General features: G+C 50.7%; 1 protein-coding gene. It reads left to right on the top strand.

Going from position 1 to position 351, the window contains the following annotated elements:
* Positions 1–351, top strand: a 351-nt coding sequence (locus tag BTM36_RS27050) for an MBL fold metallo-hydrolase (protein WP_174616936.1), incomplete at both ends; no start/stop codon positions are given.

Here is a 351-nt window from a genome sequence, read left to right as displayed (position 1 = left end):
AGAGCAAAAAGCGGCCGGCGTACTGCCTGACGGCATGGATCAGCGTGCAGTTAACTACCTCTTTAAAACCCCCGGCGGTACGCTATACCACAGCGGTGACTCGCACTATTCCAACTACTATGCGAAACATGGCAACGAGTACCAAATTGATGTGGCATTGGGTTCCTACGGCGAGAACCCGCGCGGCATTACCGACAAAATGACCAGCGCCGACATACTGCGTATGGCGGAAGCGCTAAATACAAAAGTCGTGATCCCATTCCACCACGATATCTGGTCTAATTTTCAGGCCGATCCACAAGAGATTCGTGTTCTGTGGAACATGAAAAAAGACCGCTTACAGTATGGCTT

Source organism: Herbaspirillum sp. VT-16-41 (assembly GCF_001994935.1).
Taxonomy (GTDB): Bacteria; Pseudomonadota; Gammaproteobacteria; order Burkholderiales; family Burkholderiaceae_D; genus Herbaspirillum; species Herbaspirillum frisingense.
This window is presented reverse-complemented; position numbering and strand designations above follow the sequence as displayed.